Annotated in this window: 9 protein-coding genes and 4 pseudogenes; 2 read left to right on the forward strand and 11 right to left on the reverse strand. The window is 28.9% G+C overall.

Annotation, left to right across the window (positions count from 1 at the left end):
- Positions 1-526: 526 nt before the first annotated feature.
- The 5 genes and pseudogenes from VLK81_RS00730 to VLK81_RS00750 all read right to left on the reverse strand — a co-directional run.
- Positions 527-3,426: pseudogene (locus VLK81_RS00730) on the reverse strand (amino acid adenylation domain-containing protein); the annotation flags it as partial.
- A 12-nt stretch (positions 3,427-3,438) separates the two neighbouring features.
- Positions 3,439-5,026: pseudogene (locus tag VLK81_RS00735) on the reverse strand ((2,3-dihydroxybenzoyl)adenylate synthase).
- Entirely contained in the window at positions 5,026-5,718 is a 693-nt protein-coding gene (locus tag VLK81_RS00740; protein WP_324618650.1) for a 4'-phosphopantetheinyl transferase family protein, read from the reverse strand. Before VLK81_RS00740 ends, VLK81_RS00735 begins: the two are co-directional and overlap by 1 nt.
- The gene (locus VLK81_RS00745; protein WP_144398958.1) at positions 5,708-6,460 is read right to left on the reverse strand and encodes a thioesterase II family protein; all 753 of its coding nucleotides are present in this window, start codon (positions 6,458-6,460) and stop codon (positions 5,708-5,710) included. Before VLK81_RS00745 ends, VLK81_RS00740 begins: the two co-directional genes overlap by 11 nt.
- A gap of 162 nt (positions 6,461-6,622) precedes the next feature.
- A complete protein-coding gene (locus VLK81_RS00750) occupies positions 6,623-6,994 on the reverse strand; it encodes a metal-dependent transcriptional regulator (protein WP_324618897.1) in 372 nt (123 codons plus the stop codon).
- 800 nt (positions 6,995-7,794) lie between these two features.
- Here VLK81_RS00750 and VLK81_RS00755 point away from each other — a divergent pair.
- Complete coding sequence (locus tag VLK81_RS00755; protein ID WP_002838925.1) at positions 7,795-8,163, forward strand: plasmid mobilization protein; 369 nt, start codon at positions 7,795-7,797, stop codon at positions 8,161-8,163.
- Positions 8,163-9,534 (forward strand): annotated as a pseudogene (locus VLK81_RS00760) (relaxase/mobilization nuclease domain-containing protein). The gene VLK81_RS00755 and the pseudogene VLK81_RS00760 overlap by 1 nt, the downstream one beginning before the upstream one ends.
- Before the next feature lie 160 nt (positions 9,535-9,694).
- On the opposite strand, the gene VLK81_RS00765 reads toward VLK81_RS00760, so the two are convergent.
- From VLK81_RS00765 to VLK81_RS09830, 6 genes and pseudogenes are all read right to left on the reverse strand, one after another.
- Positions 9,695-10,837 (reverse strand): single-stranded DNA-binding protein, encoded by a 1,143-nt coding sequence (locus VLK81_RS00765; protein WP_324618651.1) that lies wholly within the window; start codon positions 10,835-10,837, stop codon positions 9,695-9,697.
- Between the two features lie 33 nt (positions 10,838-10,870).
- Positions 10,871-16,293: pseudogene (locus VLK81_RS09700) on the reverse strand (helicase-related protein); the annotation flags it as partial.
- 40 nt (positions 16,294-16,333) lie between these two features.
- Entirely contained in the window at positions 16,334-19,597 is a 3,264-nt protein-coding gene (locus VLK81_RS09820; RefSeq protein ID WP_456151805.1) for a hypothetical protein, read from the reverse strand.
- 383 nt (positions 19,598-19,980) lie between these two features.
- A complete protein-coding gene (locus VLK81_RS09710; RefSeq protein WP_079392108.1) occupies positions 19,981-20,439 on the reverse strand; it encodes a TnpV protein in 459 nt (152 codons plus the stop codon).
- 1,029 nt (positions 20,440-21,468) lie between these two features.
- Entirely contained in the window at positions 21,469-21,795 is a 327-nt protein-coding gene (locus VLK81_RS09825) for a type III toxin-antitoxin system ToxN/AbiQ family toxin (RefSeq protein ID WP_456151801.1), read from the reverse strand.
- Between the two features lie 8 nt (positions 21,796-21,803).
- Positions 21,804-22,028 carry a type III toxin-antitoxin system ToxN/AbiQ family toxin gene (locus VLK81_RS09830; protein ID WP_456151802.1) on the reverse strand — a complete coding sequence of 75 codons (225 nt, stop codon included), beginning with the start codon at positions 22,026-22,028 and terminating at the stop codon, positions 21,804-21,806.
- Positions 22,029-22,259 lie beyond the last annotated feature (231 nt).

Genomic DNA, 22,259 nt, shown 5'->3' on the forward strand with positions numbered 1-22,259 from the left:
AAGGCTTCTATAGGATCTTTTTCTCCCGACAAAATCTTTATAAGCTCCAATTCTAAATTCTTTAAATAATTGCCTATTTCATTATTGCAACTATCTTCATTTATGAAAATCTCATCTTCTCTAAATGAATATTTTTCATTCTTAAATTCTAAATATTTTAAAGATAAAAGTTTATTTATCCAATTTTCAATTATAAATCTATTCCTTTTTGAATCCTTAATTTTATTATAAATATCAACAATTGAGTAGCTATTATTTGCTAAATCAAGTTCAAAGCTTTTAAAGACATTTATAATAGTTTTGGCGACCAAGCTATTTATTTTTTCATTTTGTGCCCTTATATCCTCATAAGGGATTTCATCTACTTCCTCAATAAAAGAAGCGTCTATTTTTTCTAAATATCTATTTGTACTAAAGTTATCAGAATCCTTGTCAATTTTTACAAAGGCTACTAGATTTTTGCTATTTGCTTTTTCTATAAAATCAACTACTACTTTTTTAACACCATCAAATTTACTTATAGCATCTTCTATTTCCCCAAGTTCAATTCTATGACCTTTAATTTTTACTTGAGTGTCTTTTCTTCCAAGAAATTCAATAGTACCATCATTCCAAAACCTTCCATTATCTCCAGTTCTGTACCACCTAATCCCATCTTCTTCAAAATACTTTTTATTAGTTAGGTCTTCATCTCCATGGTAGCATTTAGCAACGCCAACTCCACCAATTAGAAGTTCTCCCTTAACATAATTAGGGCATATTCTACCTAATTCATCTAATACTCTATAGACTTGGTTTTTAAGTGGTCTTCCATATGGAATTGATATCCAGTCTTTTGGTATTTCCCTTGGTACATTTAAATAATTTGACCATATAGATGCTTCTGTTGCTCCACCCATAGCAACAACTATAGAATTTTCTTTTTCGCTTATCTTATAAAATCTTCCTGGTAAGTCTTTTGCTATCCAATCTCCCGATAACATAACAATTCTAAGTGGCAGGTTTTTCTTTTTCGCCCTCTGCCATAGTTACAAGCATGTCAAAAAGTATAGGTACAGAGTCCCATACACTTACCTTATATTTTTCAATAATTCTAATCCATTCATCGGGATTACGATAGTTATCTTCATTAGTTGTTATTAGAGTTCCACCTACACCAAGCATTCCAAAAATATCATATACAGATAAGTCAAAGTCTATTGCTGACACCATAAGTAACGTATCATTTGAATTAATAGAATATTTTTCATTTAAATCATTAATAGTATTAATGGCACTTGTATGCATGATTTCAACACCCTTTGGCACTCCTGTGGTACCTGATGTCATTATTATATAGGCTGAGTCAAAAGGGCTTACTTCTATAGGCTTATCAAGACCTAAGGAATTGTCTATAGCTTTGTCTAAGTCAATTAAAGAAACTTCTCCCGTATCTAGTTTGCAATTTTCTATTGTTTTATTTTCACTGATGACAAACTTTATACCAATTTGTTCGTATATTTTAGTTCGTCTTTCGCTAGGTTGATTTATTCCAACAGCAACATATGCCGCTCCAGAAAAAAGTATTCCAAATATAGCGTAAATTTGCTTGCTTGATCTTGGGAGAGTAATGCCTACATAGTCTCCCTTTTTTATTCCATTTTCCTTTAAATATCCTGCTACATTTAAGGATTTTTCATATAAGTCCATATAGGATATTTCTTCTTTAGTTTCTGAATCTATAATTGCAATCTTTTCTGGATTTTCTTTTACATTTTTTATAAATCCATCATATAATCTTTCATCAGGAAAGTTTAATGGAAGAATGGATTGAAGTTCTTTTTCTCTTGCTAGTTTTTGATTTTCTGATAGCACATCAAATTTGCTTTCCCAATTTTCTTTTTCTGTTAGTCTTAAAAGTTGTTTTTCTAAAGAATTTAACATGTCCTCTAACATTTTTTCAGGGAAAAGTTCATCTACACTGTCCCAGCATAATACTAAATCTCCATCTTTTATATAAGATTGGAAATCTAACCATACTCCTGGAGTTTGTGATACCATATATGTAATTTTGCCCAAAGCTTTACTTGAAGTTTCAGTTTCTAGTGGATAGTCTATGTTGCACGCAAAAACTACAGGTGCTACATTAAGGCTTGAACCCTGCGACTTTGATATATCCCTTTGAACTTGAACTCCACTATAAGATGAATGACTAGCATTGTCTATAAATGTTTTGCTTATTCTATTCAAAGTTTCTAGGAAAGAAGTATCATTTTTTCTTTCATGCTCTACTAATAAGATATTTGTAAAGTCTGCCACCATATCTTTCATGTTTTCGTTTGAAAGATCTCTATTAAATAATGGTAAGTTTATAAAAAACTTATCTTGGTTAGTCCATCTTTCTAGAATTAAAGCATATGCAGTTAATAAAACCATTGATGGTGTAGATTTATAGCTTGCTGCAAGCTCTTTTATTTTGCTCCACTTATCTTTTTCAATAACTCGTTTTCTTCTAGTAAATCTTGTTTCTTTGATTTGTTCAGGATCTTTTCTTAATGGTACATTAGGTCTTTCTATCTCAAATGAGTCTATTTTTTCTTTCCAAAACTCTTGGTCTTTTTTATAAGTTTCAGAGTCTACTTCAAGATTGTTTATATAGTCTTTAAATGTATAATTAATCAGATTATCTAATTCTTTTCCTAAATAAATTTCCCCTAATTCTTTTAAAAGAATACTCATACTCATGACATCGGCAACAAGTAAATCTAAATCAAAGAAAATTTTATTTCTATTATGTGACAAGTTTGCAAGTTTTAATCCTGCGACTTCTCCCATTTCCACTCTAAGTTTTCTATGTGATAAATTTTCTCGTATTTCATCTAGTCTAATTTTGGTTTCTTCTTTATCTAAGTTAGACAAGTCAAAAACTTCAATTTCTTCGCTAAAAGGTTTATCCAAGATTTCTTGCTTTCCATCTTCTGTGAATCTTGCTCTGAGCATTGGATGTCTATATTGAAGTTTATTCCATGCATCATTCAATCTTTTACAATCTATTTCTTCTCCGTCTATTTCAATATATGCATGACAACCCACTCCACCTAGAGTCTGATCATCACTTCTGCCTATAAAATAAGAATATTGAACATCTGTAAGAACAAATGAATCTTTGCTATCATTTGATTTCTTATTATCTTTTGAATGTTTCTTAATAATTTTTGAATTAGCTACTAGGTCAAACCATGAATTAAGTGTAGGCTTCTCAATGAGCTTTGCGAAGGATATTCTAAGTCCTTCTTTTTTAAGAATTCCTGAAAGTTGCATTACTTGCATGGAACTTAAGCCTTTTTCTATTAAATTGTCATTTTCTTTTATGTCTGATTTCTTCAAGGTATCTTTTAACCATTTTTCAATTATTAGTTTAATTTCTTTTCTCGCATCAAATTCCATGTTCTACTCCTTTCACTCTATTCTTTTTAATTTATTTCTATCAATTTTTCCCAAAGCAGTTAGCGGCCATGAATCTATATATTTTATAGAATCTGGCAATTTAAATTCCGCTACATTCTTATTTGCTAGAAATGTCCTGATATCTTCTAATGAGAGTTCGTCCTTCTCATCTTTTAATATGAATACTCCTATTTTCTCTCCCAAAAGTTCATCAGGCACTCCTACAACTTGAACATCTCCTATATTTTCATTAGATAGTAAAATATCTTCAATTTCAGAAGGTGTAATTTTTTCTCCAGCCCTATTTATTGTTTCTGAAATTCTTCCAACTACCTGATAATTCCCATCTTTTAGTTTCCTTGCCTTATCTCCAGTTTTGAAATATAAATCTTTGTCTATACATCTTTTATTTACTTCTGGGAGCTTATAATAGCCATAAATTGTGTAAGAGCCTCTAACTATAAGTTCTCCGTAATCTTCATCTTTGACTTCTTCTCCATCTTCATCAACTATTAACAATTCATCAAACTCACTTATAGGTTTACCTTGAGTTGTAAATATAGTTTTACTATCATCATCTAAAGAAGTTGTCATAATCAGACCTTCAGCTATTCCGAAAATTTGTTGTAATTTGCACCCAAATTCTCTTTCTATTTTTTCTGCAAGCTTTTCTTCTAAAACCGAACCTCCAACTTGAAGAACCTTTAATGATGATATGTCATAATCATCTACCTTTATAAAATCTATACATATATTTGCCATAGCAGGAACTAAGCCCGTTATAGTAACCTTTTCTTCTTCAATTAAAGGCAAGATTTCATCTGGACTTGTTACTGGGCATAAAACAACTTTGCCTCCTATAAAAAATGTCCCTAATATCCCTGGGCAACATAAAGGAAAGTTGTGAGCAATAGGAAGAGAAGCTAGATAGATACTGTCTTGATCCATTTTACATCTCTTTGCCGTTTCTTTTGCTACATAGATATAATCGCAGTGTCTCCTTGGTATCAATTTTGGTATCCCAGTTGTACCACCCGATAAAAGTAATAATCCTATTTCTTTATAGTCAACATCCATATGTTGATATAAATAATCTTTATCGTTAAGATCGTAAAAATTTTTATATCCTTGATTATCTCCAAGAATATAAACTTCAAAATCTATATTTAATTCTTCTCTTACTTCTCTTATCATATCAACATATGAAAAGCCAAGATATTTATCCTTAGCTATATATGCTTTCGCCCCTGATTTTTCTAATATTCCCTTTATTTCATTTTTTCTATGAGCTGGAAGTGATAATACTGGAATCACACCAATCTTACACATGGCAAAAAAGGATAATAACAAATTCATGACAATTAGGAAGTTGAAGAACAATTTTATCTCCCTTTGTAAATCCAGATTTCAATAAACCGTTGGCATAATGGCAAGCTTTTCTATTTAATTCTTGATATGAAAGTTCAACATCTCCATCTACTAAGGCAATTTTATCCCCATATTTTTTAGCACAATCTTCAATAAATTCTCCTAAGGTTATATGCGGCCACACTTGTTCATCATAAATTTTTTCTAATTTTTCTTTTAATTCAATGTTCATTATTTTTCCTCCAAGCATATTGCTCCGACATATTTGCCATCATAATTTAATGGCTGTAATCTACTTATTATATTGTTTTTATTATCGCTAATTTCTATAACTTTATTTCCATAAGAAATTATTTCAATTTCTTTCAAATTTCTTATAAGACCAATCCCATCACATTTAAGATAGGCTTCTTTTGCAGTCCAATATCTATAGAAACTTATTATATTGTTATCTATATTTGTGATTTCATCTTTAGTAAAACAGTTTTCTAATATATCCTTAAACTCAAATTTATAATTTATTTTTTCAATATCTACCCCTACTTCTCTTTTAAAAAAAGCTAACAAAACTAAGCCTTCAGTATGTGAGATGTTAAACTTTAATCCTAGAGTGCTTTCTACGTAGGGTTTATTATTTTTATCTCTTTTGACTGTTAAATCATCAATTTCTTTTTCTAGTAAACCTTTTAGGGCTAAATTAAGTATTGCCCTTGATACTAGATAATTAATTTTTGCTATTTCTGATTTATAATCCTTTGATTTTATTATCTCCTCTTTAGTTAAGTAAGGAAGTAATTTTTCTTCTAATAATTTATCTGTATAAGCCTTAATTAGTATTAAATTATTACTAGCTAATTTATCTTTTAAATCTTCTAAAGTAAGAAAATCTTTAATTTTTCTTATCTCATATTCTTCAGTTTTCATTTACTTTTATAAACTCTTTTATCTCTTTAATGACACTATCAGGAGATGTGTTGACAAACATATGCTTGCCATCTATATATCTATAAGTAAATTCTTTTGTTGTATAATCTTGCCATTTTGTAAGTTCATCTAGGGTCATTTCTTGATCTTTATCTCCCATAAGACCTAGTAAAGGTGATTCTAATTTCTCAAATTTTGTGTCTTGATAGTCTTCATCTATTACAAAATCTGCCCTAAGCGTTGGCAAGAAAATAGAAATTAAATCATTATTATCTAAAATTTCTTTTGGTGTTCCTTCATATCTTCTCAAGCCTTCTATAAATCCGTCATCATCAAGATGATAAATTGGAAGAGGTTCTTTATATAATGGTGCTCGTCCTCCTGATATTATTATTCCTCTTGGATTTATGTAATCCGAATTTTTAATTCTTAATGCAAGTTCATAGACTATTTTTGTTCCCATACTGTGTCCAAATAAATAATAAGGTTTTCTAAAATCAAAATTTTCTTTCATATCTTCAAATAAATTATCCACTAAGATGTTAATGTCACTTATAGCCTTTTCAGAAAACCTGTATTCTCTTCCTGGATACTGGGCAACAAGTAATTTTATATCTTCAAACTCATCTTTCCATTTTCTAAAGGCAGACACTCCACCACCTGCAAACGGGAATATAAAAAGATTTGCTATTATATTATTTTCATTAATTCCTTTATTTAGTATTTCAAAGTTTTTTGACATAAATTCACCTTTTTATTTATTTTCTGTTAGTATTGGCTAACTCAAAATTATTATATACCATTTGATAGCTTTTATCAATAGCTTTGAGATGTTTTTAAAAATATAATTTTAAAAATAAAAATAGCATAGACATCTCATTATGCGAGTCATCTATGCTATTTACTATAAATTATAATCGAAATGTTTTTTTAATTTTTCAAAAGTTTCATCAGAAATAACATGCTCTATAAGACAAGCTTCGTCTTCAGCATTTTTTGCATCTATTCCAAGTCTTATAAATACATCCATCAAATATTTATGCCTTGTATACATTTTTTCGCAAAATATTTTTGACTCCTCTGTTAAACGAATTATTTTATCTTCACCATAAATAATCAGCCCTTTATTTTCAAGTTTTTTTAGCATTCTTGTAACAGTAGGTCTTTTATATTCTAAGTAATTAGCAAGATCCATATTTCTTACTTCCTCTTTTTCCAAAGATAAAATATATATAGCTTCTAAATAATTTTCCTCTGCAAATTCCCTGTGTAGAATAGATTACCCCTCCCTCAAAATAAAAATAATTACAATCAAATTTAGTAAATACGAAATTAAAGAACTTAAATAATAACTTCCTCAATCTTTATACTATCTCATTATACTGATAAAAATCCCTATTTAAAAGTAAATTTTACAATATTCACCTAAGTTTGCCATATATCGTTTATTAACCCCAATAAATGCGGTATATTTAATAAAACTGAATAAACGCTTAACGCTTATATTTTAATAGACCAAGCACATAAAACAATCCCATTTCATCCCTAATATCTATAATTTTATCATAGATGATTAGGTTCATTTTTAAGAACTATGCTTAAAGCTGTTCTTATACTATTAGTATATGAGCAAGCACAGTAAGTGCATATGCACTTACTAAAAATGGAATAAGAATACTACGATTATATAGCTTATTTTTTCCATTTTACTTGTTGGGGAATATCCCCAACCCCCTAATTTTATAATAATTAAATTCAGCAACAAACGCTTATAATAGCCCCAACGTAAACTTGAATATTATCTCAAAAAGTGATAAAATATAAGCAATAAAAAATTAAATCAGGAGATTTCCAGACGAAATATATAGAATAAATTAAACCTGTAAGTCAAGTTATCCTACTTGAATTTACAGGTTTTTCTTTTTTATTTCGATTAATAAATTTATTAGGTAGACGAACTTCAATTAGGTTTACTACGAGCTCTATATATACAATTATTATCCCATAAGAAAGAGGGATTGAGAACAAAATGTAGTATTTTATTACTACAACTATAATATACGAGGAGGTTAAATTATGACAAGTAGATTTAGAAATAACGGAATCTATTTAATGTTATCTGACGAGGAGTTAGAATTGCTAAATGAAAAATATAAAGCATCTAAGTGTAAAACTCTTAGGCAATTTATTATGAAATGTATTTTAGAAAAAGATATTTATGTACTAGATATGGATGTCTTTCGTGAAATGTCAACAAATATAAGTCGTACTTCAAATAATATAAATCAAATTGCTAAAAGGATAAATACTACATCAATTATATATAAAGATGATGTAGAAGATTTAAAAAGCTTATTAGAAAATCAAGCGAAAGATATTTTCTCTATGCGTAAAAAAATATACTCTCTTACTAATTCTAATAGCATAAATACTGAGAAAAAATAATGGCAATTACTAAAATTCATCCTATAAAATCCACTTTAAAAATAGCACTTGATTATATTATGAATAGTGATAAAACAGATGGAAAAATTCTAATTTCCTCCCTAAACTGTAACCCTATAACTGCTCATTTAGAATTTGAACAAACAAAAATAGAATGTAATTCTAAAGCAAAAGTTTTGGCAAGACATTTAATTCAATCTTTTTTCCCCGGAGAAACTACTGCTGAAGAGGCTCATCAAATAGGAATAGAACTATGCGAAAAAAATCTTAAAAGGAAAGTATGAATATGTTCTTACTACCCATATAGATAAGGGACATATTCACAACCATATACTATTTAATAATGTTTCTTTTGAGACTGGTAAAGCATATCAAAGTAACAAAAAAACTTATCACCAAATTAGAAATTATAGTGATAATTTATGTAGAAAGTATAAGCTATCAGTTATAGATGAAGATTATGTAAAATTTAAGGAAAAGTATAAAACCAATGGTAAATCCTACAAAGAATATATTGAATTTAAGAAAGGAAAATCCTGGAAACATAAACTTCAAATCGCTATTGATCATACTATTAATAAAGCAAATAGCTATGAGAATTTCTTAAAGCTTATGGAAGAATATGGCTATGAAATTAAACTTGGAAAATATCTTTCTTTCAGACATAAAAAACAAGGAGAAAAAGGGCGATTCATTCGTGCGAGGGAAACTACTCTTGGAAAAGATTATACAAAAGAGAAAATAAAAGAAAGAATTGAAAATAAGGTAAATGAAAATTACAAAAATAGTGAAGTATATTATGCTAAGAAATCTTATAAGAAATTTGATAATATAATAGACATAGAAAGCAATGAAAAGGTTAAATCTTCTAAAGGTTATGAAATATGGGCAAGAAAACATAATATGAATACTATGGCGAATACCTTAAATCAGCTTAGAAAATACGGTCTATCATCTAGTATGGATTTGGAAACTAAACTCCAAGAAGAGGCTGTTAATAGGCAAGAAATCCTAAATAAGATTAAAGATGTTGAAAAAGTTATGAGCGAAATTTACGCAGCTATTGAAGACATTAACACTATAAAAATAAATAAGGTTATCTATAAAACCTATAAAGAAAATCCAAATGATAAAGATTTTTATAGTGAATATAAGCCTCAAATTATCGCATATGAAAAAGCAATAAATGCTTTAGAAAAGTGTCAATATAAAAATCTAAGTATAAAAGAGTTGTCAAAATTATATGATGAATACAAAAATAAAAAAGATATTCTTATGGATGACTACTCCAATAAGAATATATTGATAAATGAATTGACTCAATTAAGAAAGAATACTGATAAGTATATTTATAATGAATTATATAAGTAAGGATCTGGTGTATCAGTTCTCCGGTAGTGTGAAAAGTTTTGTGTATCAGCCCTCCTGATAGGATGTGGATGATATTTTTCAATATGACCAATCATTTTCCCTTAAAGACAACCAATAAAAAAATACAGGAGGCAGACTAAAACCTGCCCCCTATAATCTTTTACCTTTCTATGCTATTATCCTTTTTCTTCTTTTCATCCACTTTCATATTCCCTTTAGTCTTAAATTCCTTTAATTTCCCTATTGTTGATGCTTTTGCTTTAGTATGCTCTTTAGCTTTTAATAACTTTGCAGAGTATACTTTTAGACTTGTGTATTCCTTATTATCCTTTCCCATACTTTTCTTTTCTTTTCCAAATAGGTGTACAAAATCTCCTTTTTTCAAATTTTTTACTTGATTGATTTTGTCATTATAGGCGTAGCAGCTGATGAATTTTGCATTTCCTTCCTTGTCATTTTCAGCAATAGAAAAGGAGGCTACTTTAAAGTCCCTCCCATCTTTTGATTTTAAATCTTTAATTTCTATATCAGTTGCTATATTTCCATCTATATTTAATGTATCCTTTTCTTTATTATCTATATCTTTCATTTCTTTATCTCCTTGTTCTTGATTAACTTCTAAATTTTCTTTTAACTCTTCTTCGTCTATATATTCAATAAACTTTTCATCAATAAGCCCCATAACTGAATCGTTCATATAATTATCATAGGCATTATTAAGAACATTTTCATTTTCTACTCCTGTTTCAAGAGATATAATACCTTTTACAAATTCTTTATGATTATATTCTGCTAAAAAATCTATTGTATTTTTCATGCTTTCAAAATTTGTATTTTCCATATTTGCTATTGTTTTTATATCACTTGCGTATCTAACAGAATCCCATTCATACTTTCCACTTTCTTTGTTAAACTCTACTCCTGTGGCTAAAATAAATTGCTTCCCGTCAAATAAGGTAGCTTGATTATCTTTCACATCCAATACCATAGTGTCTCCAAATTCAGTTTCAATTACATTTCCCTTTTTTATATTCATTTTTATTCCTCCATTTCTATTTTTATCTTTCTTATCTGTTAAATCTTTTATTTCTTCTTCCTTTCCATCACTAATAATAAATTGTTTTATTTCTTCAACTGTTGGATCATCAATTGTAGTCTGAATAAATTCAACTAATTTATCTTCTGAATCGGCAAAATTTTTAATTCCATATTCAACTATATTGTTGATTATTCTCTGAGTATTACCATCAAAAGAAAAATTTTCTCGAATAAATTCATTAAAGCTATATCTATCAAATTCCATATTCTTTTTCCTCTAATAATCTCATTTAAAGCTTTATCTGCCACATGGTTCACTATTATTTATTTCTTTTATATTATTATTTACTACTAAATTTCCCTTATATTCCTTTAATTTATCCATAATAGATGTTTTTTCTTTCCTTTCAAAATCTCCTATTTCCTGCACTTTACTATCTCTAAAGTCAGCATCATTTCTATCTATTATTCCATCTAAATCCATATCTTTAGATAATGGATCATAGAAGTTGCCATCATCATCTATTTCAAGTCCCATTACTTCTCTCAGTTTTTCTTCATTTACTGATACAAGCTCACTAAAATTCCAAAAGCCAATAGATGTCTTTATCTGTACTAGCTCTTTTAAATCACTTGCATCTAAGGGATCATAGGTGTATTGAAAGCTGTCAATTAGGTTCTTATCTACATAAGTGTTCATCTTGTAATTTATTAAATCTAAACTTACTTGTATTTCATGTTTTTCATCTGGTGTAGTTGTATAAGCTATTCCTATATCTGTTAAGTCAGGAAATATAGTATCAAAGTCCTCTAACCTGTTTTCTTCATCATATTCTCTGTTAAGGAAGTCTATCAATTCTTCCTTTACTTCTTCTAGTAATGGATTATCTTGGCTTATATCTTCACTTTTTCCCATATCTAGTAAATTATTTACTTCTGCAAGTCTTAGTGTCTTATCCTTTAAAAGTTCAGCTTGTGGAAATGTCTTTTGTATTTCAATTTTGGCTGTTTGAAATTGCTCTTCTGTATCTTTTAGTTTTGAAATTGTATTTTCTAATCTTTCTGGTAATTTATCTAATACATTATCCATTCTTGTTATATTACCTATTTCATCTGTTCCAAACTCTCCTCTATATTCTCCCTTACCTTTTAATATAAAGTTATATTTATTGAAAAAAGAATCATATTTTATGGATAAATCAAAATTTCTATATTCACCTATTTTTTCTCCATCTTTATCCATTTCCCTATATATTTTAACTCCCTTAATTTTGTTCAACAAAAACTCTCCAGCTATTTTCTTATCTATATACTTCTTTCCGTCAATAATTAGAGAGGTAAATTTATTATCTTCTTTTAAATTTTTATCTACTTCTCTATAAGGCTCAACATTTTTAATATCTTCCTTTAAGTTCTCTATCCTTTCTTTTAATCTTTCTATTTCCTTTGGATAAAATTTAACTACTTTATCTTCCAGCTTGTAAAGATTTGATTTAAAATTGGACTCTAGCATTTTAAGTTTAGAAACTTCAACATCAAGGTCCATCTTCTCCTTTATTAATGGATTTCCTGTTGCAAGAGCTTTGATTTCGGCATAGTTTAATGTGGCTTCGTCTACATCTTCTGCAACTCTTACAGGAGTCTTTGAAGTCATAATTTGGGAAATATATTTTTGTTTATTCTCTAAGGTTTGGAATAGGTAGGCATCAAAAGTATTTTCTGTTACATATCTAAATATATGGACTTCCTTATTCTCATTTCCCTGCCTCACAATCCTGCCTGCTCTTTGAGAAAGATCAGCAGGTCTCCATGGTATATCAAGATCGTGAATTGCAATTAGTTTGTCTTGGGCATTAGTACCTGCTCCCATTTTCTGTGTTGAACCAAGTAAGACTCTTATTTCTCCCTTTCTTACCTTATCAAAGATAGCGTCTTTTTCCATATTGTTTTTTGCCTTATGAATAAATTCTATTTCATTTTCAGGTACTCCCATTTCTATAAGTTTTGTTTTAATATCATCATAGATATTAAAATCACTACTTGGTGTAGACATATCACAAAATATTAATTGAGCAGATTTTTTATCTTTATATTTATCCCAAATGCTAAATACATTTTTTATACAGGTATTTACCTTACTATTAGGATCATCAGGAAGTAAAGGATTGATTAATCTTTGTTCTAACGCCATCTTCTTCCCATCATTTGTTATTAATAGCATATTATCAACACTTGAATCTACCTGCTTATCACGAACCTTATCTGCTCTCTCGGAAAAAGTTTCAAGAATTTCTTTTTGTTCTTCGGTAGGCTTTGTTTTTATAGTTTCATAATGGGCAATTGGTGTAGGAAGATTTAAAACATCAGCTGTTTTAATATCCATAAATCCTTTTACAGTATTCATAAGTTCAGGAAGATTATAAAATTTTGCAAATCTGGTTTTACTCCTATAACCATTACCCTCAGGATTTAATTCTATTGCCGTTATTGTTTCTCCAAAAGTAGACGCCCAAGAATCGAAATGTTGCAATTTCATCTTTTTTAATTCATCATACTGTAAATATCTCTGCATGGTATAAAGTTCAGCCATACTGTTGCTTACTGGTGTACCTGTGGCAAATACTAATCCTTTATTATTAGTTATTTCATCCATATAGCGACATTTCATAAGCATATCTGATGATTTTTGTGAATCTGTAGAAGTAATTCCTGCTACATTCCTCATTTTAGAAAATAGATAGAGGTTTTTGTAGGCATGGGCTTCATCTATAAATAACTTATCTACTCCCAGTTCCTCAAAGGTTACAACGTCATCTTTCTTATAATCAGCATTTAGTTTTTCTAACTTTGTCTCTAATTTTTTCTTTGTTTTTTCTAATTGCTTTACAGTAAATCTTTGATCCCTTTCTCTTTTATATTCATCTATATAGTCAATTATTTCATCAATTTGACCTTGCAATTCATATTCTTGTCTTTCTTTTGATATAGGAATTTTTTCAAATTGACTGTGCCCTATAATAACAGCATCAAAACTTCCTGTAGCAATACGACTACAAAATCTTTTTCGTCTATCTGGTGTGAAGTCTTTTTCTGTGGCACATAATACATTAGCTCCTGGATAGAGTTCATTAAATTCTCTTCCAAATTGCTCTACGATGTGGTTAGGAACAACAAACATTGACTTATTACTCATTCCAAGTCTTTTTGACTCCATGGCTATACCTATCATTTCAAAGGTTTTTCCTGCTCCTACTTCATGGGCAAGTAAAGTATTTCCACCAAACAAACCTCTTGCTATGGCATCTTTTTGATGTGCTCTTAATTCTATTTCAGGATTCATTCCTTCAAAAGTAAGATTAGATCCATCATATTCCCTTTGTCTTATGGAATTGAATCTTTCGTTATAATCTTCTACTAATCTATTTCTTCTTTCCACATCATCAAATATCCAGCTTTTAAATTCTTCTTTTATCATCTCTTGCTTACTTCTTGCAAGCATTGTTTCTTTTTGATTAAGCACAGATTTTTTTCTTCCCATCACTGTCTTCTACTTGGTCAAATACCTTAGTATCTCTTAAATTTAAAGTATCTTCTATCAATTTGTAGGCATTTACCCTATTTGTACCATAGGTAAAAGAAGCAAGGTCATTGTCCCTATCAGAGCTTTTTCCTTCAACTCTATATTCTCCTGTAAAGTCAGAATACTTAATATCTATATTCCACCTTGATGAAACTGGTGTTTTCAACAAATCAAACATAAATTTTTTGTAATCTTGTTCCGGTATCCATGTTGCACCCATTCTAACTGTAATCTCACTTGCATCTAGTGCTTTAGGCATTACTTCCACTAGCTTTGCTTTTTGAAAATGTAACTCTTCTAATTCTATTTTTAATAGTTTACTATCCTCTAGATTTTCTTCCTTTCCTAACTCTTTTTCGATGTTTTTAATATAAGAGTCTACAACTTCAATTTTATCTCTTATATTTCCTGACAAGTATTCATCAGCACTTACGTAAGGTCTTGAAAAATCTCCTAGAACCTTAGCAGACTTAAATGGATTTATATCATTAGGTTCAAAGGAATCTAAATTTAAAAATATTTCTCCCTTTAATTCTTCTATTAATTTATCTCTTGTTTTTCCTGTCAATTCTTCCATATAATCAAAATTTATTTTACCTTTTTGACTAATAGAGAGTACCAGAGCATCTATTGCCCTATCTGTATGATCTATTATTACAGCTTTTTTTATAGTTCTCTTGTTAAAGATATCAGATTTTCCTATAAAGTTGCCTTCTTTATCTAATTTCTCCAAAGTTGAAATTAAAGAAAAATTGGCATCTTCTCTAAATAACTTTTTATTGGTTTTTGAATTTAGTCTTCCATGTTTGCTATTGAAATCATCGTAGAATTTATTTAGATTTTCTTGTTCTTTTTTTATCTCTTCATCTGAATAGTCTTCTTTTTGATAGGTTATAACTTTCCTTAGACTTTCATTTAATCTTAAATATTCTTTTACCTTATCTTTATCCTTTTTCGTTTAAGGATATTTTTTGCATAATTGAATTTTCTCTAAAATATATTTCATCATCCACTAAAGCAAAAGAATAGTTTTTAACACTATCATCAGCTGGTATTGTTTCTTCTCCTAAATCATCATTTATTTGAGCTTCTTCATACCTACCTTTAATATTTTTAATGGCTTTTTTTAGTCCTTCTTCTAAAGAAATATCTTTATTTTCAATACATACAAGGCTTGTCCCAAATCTTGACGGTATTTCTTCCATAGTCCCTATTACCATCTGAGGATTATCTACAAAGTATTTATTATATATTAGTCCTTTTGCATCTTTGTCTAGCTTTATCCAGTCTTCATCTATCTTTAATAGCCTATCTCTCTTTTTTAAAAAGATTATATCTGAAGTTACTTCTGTTCCAGCTACCCCTTTAAATGTAGTATTTGGTAGTCTTATTGCTCCTAAGAACTCTGCTCTTTCCGATATATATCTTCTAACATCTTCACTTTTTTTATCCATTGTTCCTGAAGATGTTATAAAAGCAATTATGCCTCCATCCCTAACCTTATCTAAAGTTTTAGCAAAAAAATAATCGTGAATTAGAAAGTTATTTCTTTCATACTCACGATCTGCTACTTTAAATTCTCCAAAAGGAATATTTCCTATGGCTACATCAAATAGGTTATTAGAAATATTGGTTTCTTCAAATCCTTTTATTTGTATATTGGAATTAGGGTAAAGTTCTTTGGCAATTTGTCCACTAATGCTATCTAATTCAACTCCATAAAAGTTTGACTCTTTCATTTCTTCAGGTAGATTTCCTATAAATCTCCCTGTCCCAGCACTTGGTTCTAATATATTTCCTTTTTCAAAGCCAAGATTAGAAAGACTTTCATAGATAGCGTCTATAACTACTTTCGGCGTATAAAAAGCTGTTAGGGTTGATCCTCTTGCCCTATTATATTCTTCCCCAGTTAGATTTTCTTTTAAAAAATTTCTTGCATCAAGCCATTGACCTTCCTTTTCTTCATCAAATACATCGGAAAGTCCTCCCCAGCCAATATATTTTGCCAAAATTTCCTGTTCATCTTTTCTTGCACTTCTATTTTCTTTTTCTAAAGCCTTTAAGACATTTATAGCTTCAATGTTGTTTTTTAATCTCTGTGAAGGTGGTAGGTTTTCTTCTTCATTAATAATTTTATAGTTTTCTAAAGAAACTTCATAAACCCCTTCTATATTTTCTCTATCAGTCTTTTTTGTCTTTTTTAACTTCTTCTTCGTTATTATTGTCAATATCTTCAAAGCTGATTTGTTCTACTAGTTCCCCTTTATCAATAGATTGTTTTTCTTTTTCACTAGATTTATATACTTCTAAATCAAGATTTTTGTAATCATTAAAAAGAATTATTTCACTTCCGGTAATAAAACCATTCATTAGTCCTGTGCTATCTTCTAGTTCTATAGTTTTAGGACTTGTAGTATCGTTAATGGCAGTTATAGTGTATTCTTTTCCTTTGTATCTAACATTCATACCTTCTTTAAATGGATTTTCTTCTTGCCTTGTTCTATCATTTTCAATTTGCTGATTTAAATATCCATTTAAAAGCACTTCTCTATGTTTATCATCAAGTAAATAAGGTAAGTTACTTAATATGTCCTTATAACTTTTATATTTTATAGCTTGATTAGAATTTAAAATATACCCATTGTATCGTAAATTTTGTTTAAGAGATTTTCCCTTAACATCTAAGATTAGCTCTACCTTATACCCTTCTTTTCCATCTATAATATTTTCTGGTTTTTTTAATAATCCATCTTCTATTTTCTTTGACAGTAGTAAGTATTCTTCATCTTGAGGATCAAAATAGTATTCTCTTTTTTCTTTGATATCCTTATCTATTAACATGGAAAGAACTTGTTTCTTATCTCTTATTTCTTCAATTTTGGATTTTTCTTCTTGCGATAAATTTATATTAAAAGTGATTTTATTTTCTTCATTTATATGTGCTAAATTTTGATATGCTCCATTGATTTCAAGATTTTTATTAAAAACATATATATCATTATAATAATCTGGAAATTGCTGATTAAAGCTTTGAACATCTATATCATAGCCTTCCTCAAATTTTGTAACTTTATCATCAGTAATTTCAAATAAACCTTCCCTTTCCAATTCTAATACATCATTTAAATTTGTAAGATTTGCTTCTTTCATTTTGGCAGTAATTTCATCAAACAAACTGTCTATTTTTTTGCTATCTTCAAAAGATTTCCCTTTATATAAAGTATAGATCTTTCCTTGTGAGTTTTCCTTTCTTGGATAAACTCTAATTCCTGTTTCTTCTAATTCTATATCCTTTGTTTTATATTTATCTACTAAAGCATAATAAAATCCTACTTTTACTGCTATTTTATCTTCTACAATCTCTTTTGTTAATTTTTCTTCTACTTCATTTCTTAATACTTCTAAAGCTTTTAAATCGCTTTCTTTAAAGGAATGTGAGAATAGTTTTAAGTCCTTATCAAAATAGGCATCATATGAATAATATATTATTTGATTATGGTTATTATCATATCCACTGGAAATATCTTTTATTTTTAAATATTTATTATCCTCTGTTCTAACTATATCTCCCACTTTTATAGAGAGTATCTCCTTATCATCTTCTATATTGTTTTCATGTGAATTATTTAAATATTCTCTATATCTATTTTCTATTCTAATAGCTAATTCTTTAACCTTATCTATTGCCTTCATATCATCCGGAAGATTTCCCTGTTTATCGGCAACTTCTCTCATGATTTTTACATATTCTCTTTGGAATACAGAGTTAAAACTTGCTAAGGTATTATTTCCTAAGTTTTCTCTTGCCTTTATAATTTCATTTTCTAAAACTTTATCCTTAACTAATACATCAAAAATTCTATCTTCAATTTGATTTATTGAAATTATTTTTTCATCTATCTTATTTCCTTCTATAGTTTGATTAAGTTCTATCTGACTTTTTCCTATTTGTTCATAAAGAAATTCAAAGTCTCTTTGGTTGATCTCATTTCCATCACCTATGTCTATCTTATAGTGATCAACTATTTTCCCATCTACTATATGGTTAAAATAGAATTTGGAGTACCCCTCCCACTCATCAGTCATCTGACCATACTCATCTTCTCCTAAGGTCTTATTATGAAGTCTTATCTTTTCATCTATTTTCCTTATTTCATCTAATAGTTCTTTAGTCAGCCTTTGTCCTGCATAATCTTTTTCTATTAGACTTGAACCCTCATTAAACTCAATTATCCAATAATCATCTTTTATATGGCTATCTAAATCAAAACCTATATTCTCTTTATTTTTATTAGTATAAAATTCCTTAAATTCTTCAAACCCATTTACTATATCATCATCTATAACTTCTTTGTTAGAATTAACTACAATATTTGGAATATCATCATATCGACTTTGACTTTCTAAAAGGTAATATTCTCTTCCTTCTATTTCTTCCTTTTCTTTAATATAAAAAGTGTCATGTATTCCCTCAAGAATAATTCCATCGTCTAACTGGTCTAATGGTATATCTAATTGTTTTTCAAAGGCTATGGAATATAGTTCTTCTTTTAAAAAGTTTGGTATAAATTCATCATAAATGATAAGTTTTCCATCATCACCTATACTTGCTACAGACTGTCCTTGATAATAATATATAGAACTATTATTTGTTCTTTCTATATATACATCATTATCAGTTGGAGGCAAATCATCTTGATAATTTATATACTCCTGGCTTTCTTTTTCTATTTTATTGATTTCCTGATCTGTTTTTTTCTCCCTATTTTCTTCAAAACTTTCTTCATCTATATATCTATTCTTTTTAATAAGGTCATTAATTCTTCTTGCAACATTAGACCAAGATAGTAATATTTCTTTTGCATTACCTTTATTATATTTTATTCCCTTCGCATCGTGCCACTCACCACTTTCTCTTGCAGCAGATAGTGCATGAGAACTTCCACCTACGCCATATTCATTTTTCAAGAAGTCTGCTTGTTCTTTCAAATCATGCTTTTTAGTGAAAAATTCATATATTCTTTTCTTTCCATCAGAAAACCCACTTCCTCTTTTTAAGTTTTCATCTATCTCATCTTGTGTTATAAAACTCTGAATAGGTGCAATATCCTTTAAATTTGACCTATATAATTTTCTTTCTATTTCTAGATCATTGATATCATTATAGATTCTAGATAATTTATAATGATGAAATCTTAAAATATCAGGATTAATCTTATATTCTTCTAAAAATACCTCGTATTCTTTTCTGAGTTTATTTATAAAATTTTTATCTTCAAGTTTTTTCCCGAGATTTTCTTTTTCATCTTGGAAGCCTATTCCTTTTATATCATTAAGACTCGATAGATATCTATCCTTAGTTTCATCAGAAAGGTCTCTCTTTAAATACAATAATGTTTCTGCTATTTTTTCTCTTTCATATGTCGCACTTTCTATAACCTCCACATTGCTAGCAAATTCTCCTCTATCTAATAAATCATTAATATTATTAGCTAAATCTTTCCAAGAAACTATTTGCCCTTCTCTATATCTTGCCTCATCTCCATCTTTAAAAATTGCTCCTTCCTTTCCAAACCATGCAGATATCTTTCTTCCTTCAATTTCAAGACCATTGGCTCCCTTATATATTTCTTTCAAAAAGTTTGCCTGTTCTTCTAAAGATTTACCCTTAGAAAATTCTGCTATTACTGCTAATCTTCCATCTTCATGATTTCCTCCATGTATTAAAAATGTATCTATTTCTCTTTGACTTATTGGATTTGAGAAGGATATTTGCTCTCCATGATTTTTAGCAGAAAAAAAGGAAGTAGACTCTACTTCCTCATTTTTTAGATTAGGATTATCTCCCTTTCCCCTATTTCTTGTAGGGTCATATCCATGTTCTTCTTCAATCTCAGATATTTCAGATAGTCCTCTTCTTTCAGTTCTTCTGTCAGACCCCAAGTTTCCATCATTTTGACTTCTTCCCTCGTGATAAAGTCCTCTATCTCTTTTTCCTTTGATAGAAGATGATCCATCAATGTCCCTTGCAAATACATTATCTGATAATCCTCTTCTTTGTTCTCCTTGAGAAAGTTCAATCTCATCCTTCCCCATCTGTTGAGTTTCTTTAAATCTATTTCCTTGGGAATTGCCATATTGGGTATTAGGACTTCCATGCCTTCCTCCAATTCTTCCATCTTGTATGTCCCTCCCTGTCTCTCGAAGGAATTCTCCTTGACGATTGGTGTGTAAATCCCCTCCTCCATGAGGTATTCCTTGCCTGCCAATGTTAATTTCTCTTTCATCTTCCAAGCCTCCTTTAAAATTTATTTCACCGTTTATATCAGAACTTAATTTATTATAACGCTCCTTAAGCTCTTTTGTCTGCTCCAAATCTTTTCTTTCTTGAATTTTCTCTAAAATTTCTAATCTTTTTATTTCACTTCCCAAATCAAGTAAGATATTTTTACTTATATTAGCACTTATACTTAATACTTTGTCTATGTCCGAACTTGATATTTTAGACAGTAAAGATAAGTTTTCTTCTTTTAGCTGATATGAGACCTCCATTCTCTCGCTTATGGAAATTTTTACGGATTCTTTTAACAAATTAAAAAGGTCTACCTTTTGAATGCTTTTTAAACTTTCATCAGATAGACTTTCTAAAATTTTATTGAATTTTCCTCTAACATTACTTTCTACTAAGGCATCAATTTTATCTTCTTGGCTTAATAGAAGCTTACTATCTTTTTCTTTAAACTTATCTATCAGTTCATCTAGTAAGTTTAAATGCTTTTTGCTATCATATTTCCATAGCTTTACCTCAGAAATATTATGATTAATACTTACTGTTTGCCTCATGTCGAATATATATTTTATCCTTCCACTATCTATATCTAAAAGTGGTATTCCTTTTTCGCCTCTTTTAACGCTTCTACCTATACTTTTCCAATAATCAAATTCTGCACAGGCTGTTGCTTTTGGATCCATATTGTATATAGATATTTGATGTATATATGGATACTTATAGTTATTGCCTGATACCTTTAAATATTCCTCATATTTTTTTATATCTTTCTTAAATTCTTCTTTTGCAAGATAGATTGTTCTACTTAAATCTACTATATCATATCTTGGCATTTTATCCCTCCTCATTATAGTGATAAAAATGAACTAAATTTTTATATATTTATTTATTAAACTTTATTTCTTTCTATTTTTTAAATTTCTGTAAGCAAAAGATAACTTTAACATGTCATTTACTCTATCTTTTTATTACAATAAAAAAAGCGATTAGATTTTTTACTTTTCTAATCACTTTAACTGCCTTTATTCTATTGCTTCCAATCCAACATTGCCTTTTCTAACTTTGAAAAATTGCAATTTGCTCTTCTTATAATTCCTGTTTTCTTTTGATTTTTGTATATTTTTTCTACCTTTATCAAGATCTTTGTTTTTATTTTTAAACAAAAAGCATATCCTTTTTGAAATAAGTCTTTATATCTGATATCTTCAAGTTCGTTAAAATCAATTCTTTCATAACAATCAGTCGGTACAGGAATCATTTTCTTAATATCCAATATAGATAATATGTGCATTTTTTCTTTATCAGAATAATATCTGTAAATATCTCCATCTTTAGTAATACTATCATCGATCACTTCATAAATTAAAAAATGCTCATCAGAAACATTCTTTCATTTTTTGCGTTTTCCTTTGCAGAAGAAATTGGAATAAAATAATTATAATTTTCTATACCAACAATAATTCCAACAAATGGTTTTATACTGTTTCTATACGATGGATTATAATAAACTTCTGAATCTACTTTATTTAGATATTCAAGGTAATCGGAATTTACAGTATAAAATCCATATTTTATAACTTCTACCATTATTTTCTCCTAAAAAAACAGAGAGGTTTAATCCTCTCTGCTTGCTTTAATGCTTCACCTTTGGGATATAGGTAGTGAGACACCTTCTTTAATGCTCCACCTTTAACGGTAGTGGGACACCATCTTTATCTGATAAGAGTATAACATATATTCATAGTAATATCAAATAAGTAAATTTCCTAATGCCTACTCTTTTATCACTTATATTATACCCTATTTCTTTCAAAAATC

It is taken from the genome of Citroniella saccharovorans (assembly GCF_035481615.1).
Taxonomy (GTDB): domain Bacteria; phylum Bacillota; class Clostridia; order Tissierellales; family Peptoniphilaceae; genus Citroniella; species Citroniella saccharovorans.

Bases quoted from the DNA above. Each gene is read 5' to 3' on its own strand.
- VLK81_RS00765 (WP_324618651.1), bottom strand. From the start codon at position 10,837: ATGGAATTTGATAGATATAGCTTTAATGAATTTATTCGAGAAAATTTT.
- VLK81_RS09710 (WP_079392108.1), bottom strand. From the start codon at position 20,439: ATGAAAGAGAAATTAACATTGGCAGGCAAGGAATACCTCATGGAGGAG.
- VLK81_RS00755 (WP_002838925.1), top strand. From the start codon at position 7,795: ATGACAAGTAGATTTAGAAATAACGGAATCTATTTAATGTTATCTGAC.
- VLK81_RS09830 (WP_456151802.1), bottom strand. From the start codon at position 22,028: ATGGTAGAAGTTATAAAATATGGATTTTATACTGTAAATTCCGATTAC.
- VLK81_RS00745 (WP_144398958.1), bottom strand. From the start codon at position 6,460: ATGTCAAAAAACTTTGAAATACTAAATAAAGGAATTAATGAAAATAAT.
- VLK81_RS00740 (WP_324618650.1), bottom strand. From the start codon at position 5,718: ATGAAAACTGAAGAATATGAGATAAGAAAAATTAAAGATTTTCTTACT.